The sequence below is a fragment of the Protofrankia sp. CiP1_Cm_nod3 genome, from assembly GCF_982290655.1.
In genome coordinates, this window is the sequence record NZ_CEVIVD010000135.1 from 1,516 (window position 1) to 10,822 (window position 9,307).

Annotated in this window: 7 protein-coding genes; 4 read left to right on the top strand and 3 right to left on the bottom strand. The window is 69.8% G+C overall.

From position 1 onward, the window contains the following. Together AC5LUJ_RS19670 and AC5LUJ_RS19675 are read right to left on the bottom strand one after the other, a co-directional pair. The coding region (locus AC5LUJ_RS19670; RefSeq protein ID WP_493465476.1) for a flavodoxin domain-containing protein at nucleotides 1-757 on the bottom strand (757 nt) is incomplete at its 3' end. Between the two features lie 17 nt (nucleotides 758-774). Continuing rightward, nucleotides 775-1,170, bottom strand: a complete 396-nt coding sequence (locus tag AC5LUJ_RS19675) for a hypothetical protein (RefSeq protein ID WP_250284552.1) — start codon at nucleotides 1,168-1,170, stop codon at nucleotides 775-777. A 292-nt stretch (nucleotides 1,171-1,462) separates the two neighbouring features. Between AC5LUJ_RS19675 and AC5LUJ_RS19680 the strand changes: the two genes are divergently transcribed. Then, entirely contained in the window at nucleotides 1,463-2,629 is a 1,167-nt protein-coding gene (locus AC5LUJ_RS19680; protein WP_250284553.1) for a Fic family protein, read from the top strand. Between the two features lie 260 nt (nucleotides 2,630-2,889). Here AC5LUJ_RS19680 and AC5LUJ_RS19685 read toward each other — a convergent pair whose 3' ends face one another. Beyond that, nucleotides 2,890-4,470: an acyl-CoA mutase large subunit family protein gene (locus AC5LUJ_RS19685; RefSeq protein WP_250284554.1), complete on the bottom strand. Its 1,581-nt coding sequence runs from the start codon at nucleotides 4,468-4,470 to the stop codon at nucleotides 2,890-2,892. A 546-nt stretch (nucleotides 4,471-5,016) separates the two neighbouring features. Between AC5LUJ_RS19685 and AC5LUJ_RS19690 the strand changes: the two genes are divergently transcribed. From AC5LUJ_RS19690 to AC5LUJ_RS19700, 3 genes are all read left to right on the top strand, one after another. Then, entirely contained in the window at nucleotides 5,017-6,117 is a 1,101-nt protein-coding gene (locus AC5LUJ_RS19690) for a hypothetical protein (protein ID WP_250284555.1), read from the top strand. A gap of 291 nt (nucleotides 6,118-6,408) precedes the next feature. Continuing rightward, the gene (locus AC5LUJ_RS19695; RefSeq protein ID WP_493465477.1) at nucleotides 6,409-7,893 is read left to right on the top strand and encodes an HNH endonuclease signature motif containing protein; all 1,485 of its coding nucleotides are present in this window, start codon (nucleotides 6,409-6,411) and stop codon (nucleotides 7,891-7,893) included. A 549-nt stretch (nucleotides 7,894-8,442) separates the two neighbouring features. Further along, a complete protein-coding gene (locus AC5LUJ_RS19700) occupies nucleotides 8,443-9,285 on the top strand; it encodes a purine-nucleoside phosphorylase (protein ID WP_250284557.1) in 843 nt (280 codons plus the stop codon). The last annotated feature ends 22 nt before the right edge of the window (nucleotides 9,286-9,307 follow it).

Below are 9,307 nucleotides of genomic sequence, written 5' to 3' on the forward strand. Positions count from 1 at the left end.
CCTGGCGCTCCTGGAGGAAGCCCAGGAACGGCGCGATGCCGGTACCGGGGCCGATCATGACAGCCGGTGCGTCGTCGTCGGCGGGCAGGCGGAAGTGCGGCGAGCGTCGCAGGAACACCGGCACCGGGTGGCCGGGGGCCGCGTCGGCGAGGTAGGTGGAGCACACGCCCTTGCGGGGGCGGCCACGGCTGCCCACGAAACGGACGACGGAGACGGTCAGGCTCACCGCCGCCGGCTCCAGCAGCGGCGAGGAGGAGATCGAGTACATCCTGGGCTGCAACCGTCCGAGCACCGCCAGCCAGTCGGTGACGCCGGCCCGCACCGGGTGTTCGGCGAGGACGTCGCCGGCCTGGCGGCCCCACATCCACTTCGTCAGTTCGAGCTTGTTGTCGGGGCGCAGCAGGGTGCGCAGCCGGGCGTCGCGGGTGCGTTCGGCGACGAAACGCAGCAGGTCCGGTCGGACGGTGGTGATGTCCAGCCGGTGACGCAGCGCCTCGACCAGCGGCATCGGCTCGCCCACGTCGACGACGGTGTGGGGGTCCAGGCCGGTGGCGGCGAGCCACTCGTCGACCAGATCGGGGCAGTTCGTCGGCCAGACCCCCAGGGTGTCGCCGGCGGTGTAGTCCAGCCGGCTGTCGGTCAGGTCGAACGTGAAACGCCGCACCTCCTTGGCCGAGCCGGCCAGGCTCAGCAGCCGGTTGCCGACCAGCGGTGCCGCCCGCTTCGAGTACACATGATCGATGGGGGTGTCCAACAACTGCGTGAGAATCGGCGCTAACGCAAGCGCAGGGCACGGATGAAGCGGGTGGCTTCGGGGCGGATGGATGCCGGGACGCGCAGCATCTGGGGGCCGGCGGGGGTGGCCAGGGGGATGACGATCAGATCACCGTGCTTGCGCCCCTGCGACGCCGACACCACCCGCCGGTCGAAGGCGACGTCGAAGTAGCCGCCGGGCCGGGGAAAAGGCGCGACGACCAGCAGCCGGCGGGTGGTGAGCAGAATCCAGCGGGACGCCCCGAGGCGGTGCCCGATGAACCGTTCGGCCCGCGCGGTGAACGCGCCCGGGCCGGCGGGGTCGGTGAGCCGGCCCCGGAGCACGACCTCGGTGAACTCCCCCGGCTCCAGCGGAACCTCCGGCGGGCGGGCCTTCCGCGCTGGATGTATACGCATACCGTCCAGCCTTCCACCCCGAACACCGTCCGCGCGGGAGCGTCTCCGACGTCCACGCGACGCCGCCCCTGATGCCCGCCCGGACGAACACCAACCGCCGCTCGGCCCGGGCCGAGCTCGGCTCGGCGTTGTGGTACTTACCGACCGCTGGCGGATCCTTGTGATACCAAACGGCCCCTTGGGAATCACAATGGCTCTCGCGCCGTGATACTTACTGACCACTGGCGTAGCCTTGTGATACCAAACAGGCCTGTAGGTATCACAAGGACTTCCGGATGGTAGGTAAGTATCAGTGCGACGCGAGGCCTTCGCCACCGGCCAGCAGCGCCACATCGTCCGGGCCGAACGCGGTTACCTCGCCTTCGTCCCGCCGCCGCTGCCCCCTGCTCTCGACCTCGACCGATCCCTGATCAGGCTGCTCTCGGACGCCGACCGCGCGCTGGGGGAACTCGCCGGCGCCGGCCGGACGCTGCCCAACCCGCGGCTGCTGGCCCGGGCGCTGGTCCGCCGGGAGGCCGTGCTGTCCAGCCGGATCGAAGGCACCCAGGCATCCGTCTCCGACCTGGTGCTCTTCGAGGCGGAGCAGCCGGCCCGGAGCGACGGCGCGGACGTCCGGGAGGTGTTCAACTACATGGCCGCGGTCGAGCACACACTCGACCCCGACCGTCGGCTTCCGCTGAGCGTCCCGTTGCTGCGGGAGGCGCACGCCATCCTGCTCAGTGGCGTCCGCGGAGACTACGCGACCCCGGGTGACGTCCGGCGGAGCCAGAACTGGATCGGGGCGCCCGGCTGCACCCTCGACACCGCCACCTACGTCCCGCCTCCCCCGGAACGGCTGTGGGAGTGCCTGGACCTGTTCGAGAAGCACCTGCACACCGACCACGACCTGCCACCACTGGTCACGATCGCATGCGCGCACTACCAGTTCGAGGCCATCCACCCGTTCCTCGACGGCAACGGGCGGGTCGGCCGACTCCTGGTCGTCCTGCTGCTGGCTGAATGGGGACTGCTCGACACGCCCATGCTGGACATCTCGGCCTGGATCGAACCGCGGCGCGACGAGTACTACGCCCATCTGCTGCGGGTCTCCACGCACGGGGAGTGGGCAGGATGGGTGGAGTTCTTCCTCCGCGGGGTCGCCGAACAGGCCCGGGACGCGGTGCGGCGTTCCACCGCGCTGCACAACCTGCGGAACGACTACCGCGCCCGGGTCAGCACCGCGCGCTCGTCCGGGCTGCTGGCGGCGCTGGTGGACGCGCTGTTCGACATACCGGCGCTGACCGTCAGCCGGGCACGGCGCATTCTCGACGTGACGCACCGTTCCGCCAGTCTGAACGTCGCGAAGCTGGTCGAGAGCGGAATCCTCACCGAGGTGCCCGGGCGAGCCCGCAACCGCCTGTTCATCGCGGACGGCATCCTACGGACGATCGAGGGAGAACCGGACACGTCCGCCCGGTAGCACCCCTGGGCCGGTCGCCCCGGCAGGGCCGCCGACGCCGGCTGGCGTTGTGATACTTACCTATCACCGACGCAGCCTTGTGATACCTAACAGCCCGGTAGGTATCACAAGGCCGCTGTCACAAGGCCGCCGGGGTTTCGCCCACGCCTGGTCGCCGGGATGTGGGCGCAAGCCCGGCAAGGTCGAGGAGCCGCCGCGTACCCGGAGGGTACGCAAGGTGACGAGAAACGCCGCCGGGGTTCCGCCCACGCCCGGCGAGGTCAGAAGGCGTCGGCAGGGTGGTAGATCCCCCAGACCGAGCGCAGGGCGTGGCAGACCTCGCCGACCGTGGCCCGGGCGCGCAGCGCCTCCTTCAGTGGGTAGAGGACGTTGTCGGTGCCCTGCGCGGCGGCCTTCACCGCGTCCAGATGGCGGGTCACCTCGGCGTTGTCGCGGTCGGCGCGCAGGGTGGCCAGCCGGGCCGACTGGTCGGCCTCGATCGCCGGGTCGACCCGCAGCGGGTCGTACTGCTCCTCCTGCTCGGCACGGAAGCGGTTGACGCCGACCACGGTGCGTGAACCGTCCTCGATGCCCTGCATGACCGCGTAGGCGGAGTTCTCGATCTCGCTCTTCTGGTAGCCCTGCTCGATCGCGGCGACGGCTCCGCCGCGCTTCTCGACCTGCTCCATGAGCTCGCGGGCGGCCTGCTCGACATCGTCGGTGAGGGCCTCGACCGCGTAGGAGCCGGCGAACGGGTCGACGGTGGCGGTGATGTCCGTCTCGTAGGCGAGCACCTGCTGGGTACGCAGCGCCAGGGTCGCGGCCTTGACCGTCGGCAGGGCGATGGCCTCGTCGTAGGAGTTCGTGTGCAGGCTCTGGGTGCCGCCCAGCACGGCGGCGAGGCCCTGTACCGCGACCCGGACCAGGTTGACCTCGGGCTGCTGCGCGGTGAGCTGTACGCCCGCGGTCTGGGTGTGGAAGCGCAGCATCATCGACTTGGGGTTCGTCGCGCCGAAGGTGTTCTTCATCACGTCCGCCCAGATCCGGCGGGCGGCGCGGAATTTCGCCACCTCCTCCAGCAGGGTCGTGCGGGAGACGAAGAAGAAGGACAGCCGGGGGGCGAACTCGTCCACGGCGAGCCCCGCCTCGACGGCGGCCCGGACGTAGGCGATGCCGTTGGCGAGGGTGAAAGCGATCTCCTGCGCGGGGGTGGCCCCGGCCTCGGCCATGTGGTAGCCGGAAATCGAGATCGTGTTCCACCGGGGGATCTCGTTGCGGCAGTACGCAAACGTGTCGGCGATCAGCCGCAGGGACGGCGCGGGCGGATAGATGTAGGTACCGCGGGCGATGTATTCCTTGAGGACGTCGTTCTGAATGGTTCCGGTGATCTTCGAGCCGGGGACGCCCTGCTCCTCGGCGACCAGCTGGTATAGCAGCAGCAGGACGGACGCCGGCGCGTTGATGGTCATCGACGTGGAGACCTTGTCCAGCGGGATGCCGGCGAAGAGCACCCGCATGTCCTCGATCGAGTCGATCGCCACCCCGACCTTCCCGACCTCGCCGTGAGCGATCGGGTCGTCGGAGTCATAACCCATCTGGGTGGGCAGGTCGAACGCGACCGAAAGCCCGCCGGTGCCCGCGGCGACAAGCGAGTGATACCGCTCGTTGGACTCCCTGGCGGTGCCGAAACCGGCGTACTGCCGCATTGTCCACGGCTTGCCGGTGTACATGGTCGGGTAGACGCCCCGGGTGAACGGATACTCACCGGGTGAACCCAGGCGCTCCGTCAGGCCCGCGGGCAGATCGGATGCACTGTAAACCGGCTTGATCGGCTGGCCGGACTCCGACAGACGCTCGCTCATGGCCAGATCGTAGGGAAACCCGGCCCACTCATGCGCGATTCTCACGCCGGGTTCACCGCCGTCACGGCAACGGCCTGACGGGATCGCCGACGGGATGGACCACGAGATGGCCGACGAAGCGGCAAGGAGCACGGCTGAACCACTCCGGATCACTCCCGACGCGCCAGCCCGCGCCCGGCGAGGACCGGCAGACCGGAGGTGACCGCGGCCAGATGACCACAGCGAGGGAGCCGTCGGCTTCAGGGACCCGCCTCGCCGCTCCCGTCGCCCCGAGGCGGCCTCGCCGGCCGAGGGCGACCGGGTGGCCACGCCCCGCGGCAGCCGCCCGGACCCAGCCACAAAGCAGGCAAAAGCGATTATTTTTATCGATGTCAGCCAGGAAAACACACATGCGCCCACGATTACGTCTACCGTTGATGGAAAGACTCCACGGCGCACGCCACCACCGGCGGAACCGACGCGCGGCCGCGCGGGTTCACGCTACCCGGCCGGCGCGACCCGCCGGGAGTCCGATCGGTTGTTTCCAGGACGGGAACGGGGCTGCCCATGACCGGCGACACCATAACCCAGTTGACCGTCGAGACGATCAGGGCGGAGCTTGTCGCGCTCTCGGCGGGACCGGGTTTGAACGTCGAGAAACTCAGGAGCTCGCCTCTGGTACGGCTGCTGCCCCCGGCACCTGGAGAATGGTCGGACGACCAACGCGCCGCCGCATTACAGAACATCATAGTCGAGTGCTGTCACGCCATCCCCCAGGAAAAACTGCGGACCGGTGCCCAGATCGGTTTCAACATTGACGGCGAGAATCCGGGTGAGCCGTCCCTGACGGCCCGGATCGACGCACTCGCCCGCCGCCGGGGCCGACACGAGCGAACCGTACGGGAATGGTTCTACCGGGGGACCGTCGAGGCCGCGCTCCTGCTCAGGCAGCGGGTCGCGGAGCTCAGCGCCGGTGCCGGCTGGCAGGACTACCTGGCCGGCAGCGGTGCGCCGGGCCTCCTCGACGCCAGCCGGCCGCGGTTTCTCCTTGACCGGGCCGAGCTGCTGGTACGACTTTCCGGCCGGATCCCGACGGAAGTGCTGATATTCCGGTCCCTGGTCGCCCTCGACGACGGGATCGACCACTACGTGGCGACCACCCGCTATCACAGCGACCCGCGACCCGAGGTGATCTCCGTCGAAGCGCTGGCGAACTGCGCGGTCCGGCGCTCCACCTTCATCCCGAACGGGTACGAGGTGACCGAGCTCGAGTTCTCGGCGGCGCTTTCCCCCGGCGACCGCGTTTCCTTTGTGTACCGGCTGCGCATACACACCGACCGCGAGATGACACCGGTCCTGAACTACACACCGAAAGAGCAGCAGAACAGCCGATACACGGTACAGCTCCAGTTCGACCCGACGGTACCACCCGTCCGCGTCTGGTATTTCAGCGGCGTGCTCGGCCCGGAGGCCCGGCTGCATCCGGACGACGAGGAGCACTGGCTTGTGCCGAGCAGCCTCGGATACGTCCGCAAGGACTTCGTCGAGCTTTCCCGCGGGCTCCACTACGGGGTGGCCTGGGACTGGCCCCGGGTCCCGGGTGGCCCAGCCACCCGGGACCATCCGGACCACGACTTCCGCCCCGCCGCCGGCCCCCCGGGCCGCTGACGCACGATCATGACCAACCGTCGGCCACCAGGCACCGGCCCGGCGCAACCGGACTTTATAGATCATTATGGATGCCTCTCGTATGCGGTCTGCGTCCTGCGCCTGTGCGGAGGGCCGGGAGAGCGATCGTCGTCAGGGGTGAAAATGTCCATATAAGCGACTATACTCGTACATATGTTCGATACCAGGGTGGGCGACCCAGCCCCGGCTGGCACGGCGGTTCCGGCCCCGCCGCCAGCGCCGACGGGCCGCGCCGAGTGCGGTGGCCCGCCAGCGCTGGCGGGCTGTGACATGGCCGGCCGTCTGCCGGTGGTGGCCTCCTGTGACTCGGACGGCTGCCTGTCCCTGATGGCCGCGGTGCGGCGGCGGATCGCCGGGCTGGAGGCGGTCATGCTGCGTGCCCAGGCCCGTCTCGCCGCGTTGCGGCCCACCCCGCCCGGGGAGGGGAACCCGGCCGGGCCGGGGTGGGCCGCGGAGGAGATCGCCGCCGAACTCACCCTGTCCCCGGCCGCTGCCGCGGCCAGCGTGGAGCTTGCGGTCACCGTCGTCGACCGGCTGCCGGCCACCCTGGCCGCGCTGGAGACCGGGGCGATCGATCTGGGTCGGGTCCGCGCGGTCGCCGAGACAACCGCCGCCCTGTCCGCAGACAAAGCCGCCGCGGTCGAGCGGAAGGTGCTGGCCCGGGGTGGGCGGGGCAGTCCCAGCCTGTTCCGTCAGGCGTTGCGCCGGGCCGTTCTCAGCGCCGACCCGGACGGCGCGCGGCGACGGCACGCCCACGCCCGCAAAGGTCGGGAGGTGCAGCTTCGTCCGGCCGAGGACGGGATGGCCGAACTGTGGGCGTTGCTGCCCGCCCTCGACGCCCAAGCCGCCTACCAGCGCCTCGATGCCCTCGCCCGCGCGGTCGCCGACCCGGACGAGCCCCCTGGCATGACCATCCCCCACACCGGCCCGGACGAACGCCCCAGCATGGACGCCCGCCGCGCCGACGCCCTCGTCGACCTGCTCCTCGGCCGCGACCGGGGAGCTGAGGTGTCCGTGGAGGTCGGGATACTCGTCTCCGCCGCGACCCTCGCCGCGGTCAGCGACACCCCCGGGGAACTCGCCGGCTACGGGCCGATCCCCGCAGAAACCGTCCGGGAGCTCGCCCGGGAGGCGACCTGGCGGCGGATCTTCACCGACCCCGCCCAGGGCGACCGGCCGATCGAGGTCGGCCGCCGCTTCCCCGCACCCGGCCTCGCCCGGCTGCTGCGCACGCGGCAGCGGACCTGCCGTTTCCCGGGCTGCCGGAAACCTGCCCAGTTCTGCGACCTCGACCACATCCAGCCGCACAGCGCCGGCGGACCCACCAGCGAAGAGAATCTACTGACCTTGTGCCGGCGCCACCACAGGGCCAAACACGAGGGCGGCTGGACGGTTCAACGCACCGACGGTGACACCGCGATGTGGACCAGCCCGACCGGACGGGTCTACCCCAGCATCCCCGAACCCTGGGACGTCGAGCCCGCCGGGCTCATAACTCGGAGGTCAGACAACGACCCCGTCTCGCAAGCAGGATCCCCGCGAGCAGACATTCCCAGAACGCGCAACACGGGAACGGATGCCTCCACAGCAGGAATATCGAGAACGAGCGCATCAGCAGCTCCAGGAGCCCCGGGGACGGACACGTACAGCGGGGGAGGTACCCACGGCGTGAGAAAAAGGGCCGGCGCCCACGGTCCGGACACGGACAGAACCAGACGGGACAGCGTTCTGGATCTCGGCTCACCACCCTTCTGAGATCGCTTCACCGCCGCTTTCCAGAGGCGTCCTACCACCCGCCTGTGGCATCCACGTGGGCAGCGACCCCGGCTATGGCACCTCTCGATGATCATAATGGCCATGGCATTCTCGACAGTCTCGACGCCGGACGCTCAGACACCGAATATTCAGCAGCATCAAGGGGCCGGATGACCCGGAGGCCCGAGCCGATCGAGACAGGCGCAGCGAGATAGCCGCAGAAGGCGCTATCCGATGCCGCGAATTATTCCTCTACATAATATTTTCAGGGCTCCGAGCGATGACAGTTTCCGTCTACTGATTCGACCGTATGGGTGGTGGTGCCGTGGGATGAGCGAGGGGCCAGGCCGTGGAGGGTCAGTACCTCGGATGCCTTCGATATCACCCCAAATATGGGTAAACCGGGCGGCTTGCGAATCAGAGCGGCGGATCAGGGCTGCGGAGCGAGTCAGAACAGCAAGTCACCGTCAGGGCAGCAGGCCAGCGCAGCAGGCCAGCGCAGCAACGGAGCGGAACACGCCGGGGCGGGACCGAAGCTAGAGTCACCACATGCGGGACACCATTGCCGTGCAGACGGCTACTGGGCCGGGTGCGCAGGCCGCTGCGGAGGCGACGGCTGCCGCGGCGCGGCTGGCCGAGATCACAGGTGTCGGACGGCACGACATCGCCATCGTGCTCGGCAGTGGATGGCTGCCCGCCGCGGACGTGCTGGCCGCGACCGGCACAGTGACCGGCGAGGTGGCCGTCGCCGAACTCGCCGGTTTTCCGCCGCCGAGTGCCCCCGGCCACGCCGGGACGGTGCGCTCGGTTGCCCTCGGTGGACGTCATCTTCTGCTGTTCCTCGGCCGGGTCCACGCCTACGAGGGCTATCACCCCCGGGTCGTCGCCCATGGTGTCCGCACAGCCTGTGCCGCGGGTGTGTCCACCGTGGTGCTCACCAACGCCGCCGGCGGGCTGCGCGAGGACCACACTGTCGGCCAGCCCGTACTGATCTCCGACCATCTGAACCTCACCGGCCGTTCACCCCTGATCGGGCCGCAGTTCGTCGACCTCACCGACGCCTACTCCCCGCGGCTACGCGCGCTGGCGCGAGCCGCCGACCCGGCCCTCACCGAAGGGGTCTACGCGGCGCTGCCCGGGCCGCACTTCGAGACCCCGGCCGAGATCCGGATGCTGCGGACGCTCGGCGCCGACCTGGTCGGCATGTCGACCGTGCACGAGACGATCACTGCGCGGGCCGAGGGCGCCGAGGTGCTGGCGCTGTCCCTGGTGACCAACCTGGCCGCCGGCATGACCGACGAGCCGATCGACCACACCGACGTGCTGGCCGCCGGCGCCGAGGCGGCCGGACGCATGGGCGCACTGCTCGCCTCGATCATCACCAGGCTGTGATCGGTCGAGATGGACGGCGTCC

Coding starts and splice junctions, on each gene's coding strand:
- AC5LUJ_RS19675 (WP_250284552.1), bottom strand. CDS start 1,170: ATGCGTATACATCCAGCGCGGAAGGCCCGCCCGCCGGAGGTTCCGCTG.
- AC5LUJ_RS19685 (WP_250284554.1), bottom strand. CDS start 4,470: ATGAGCGAGCGTCTGTCGGAGTCCGGCCAGCCGATCAAGCCGGTTTAC.
- AC5LUJ_RS19690 (WP_250284555.1), top strand. CDS start 5,017: ATGACCGGCGACACCATAACCCAGTTGACCGTCGAGACGATCAGGGCG.
- AC5LUJ_RS19695 (WP_493465477.1), top strand. CDS start 6,409: ATGGCCGGCCGTCTGCCGGTGGTGGCCTCCTGTGACTCGGACGGCTGC.
- AC5LUJ_RS19700 (WP_250284557.1), top strand. CDS start 8,443: ATGCGGGACACCATTGCCGTGCAGACGGCTACTGGGCCGGGTGCGCAG.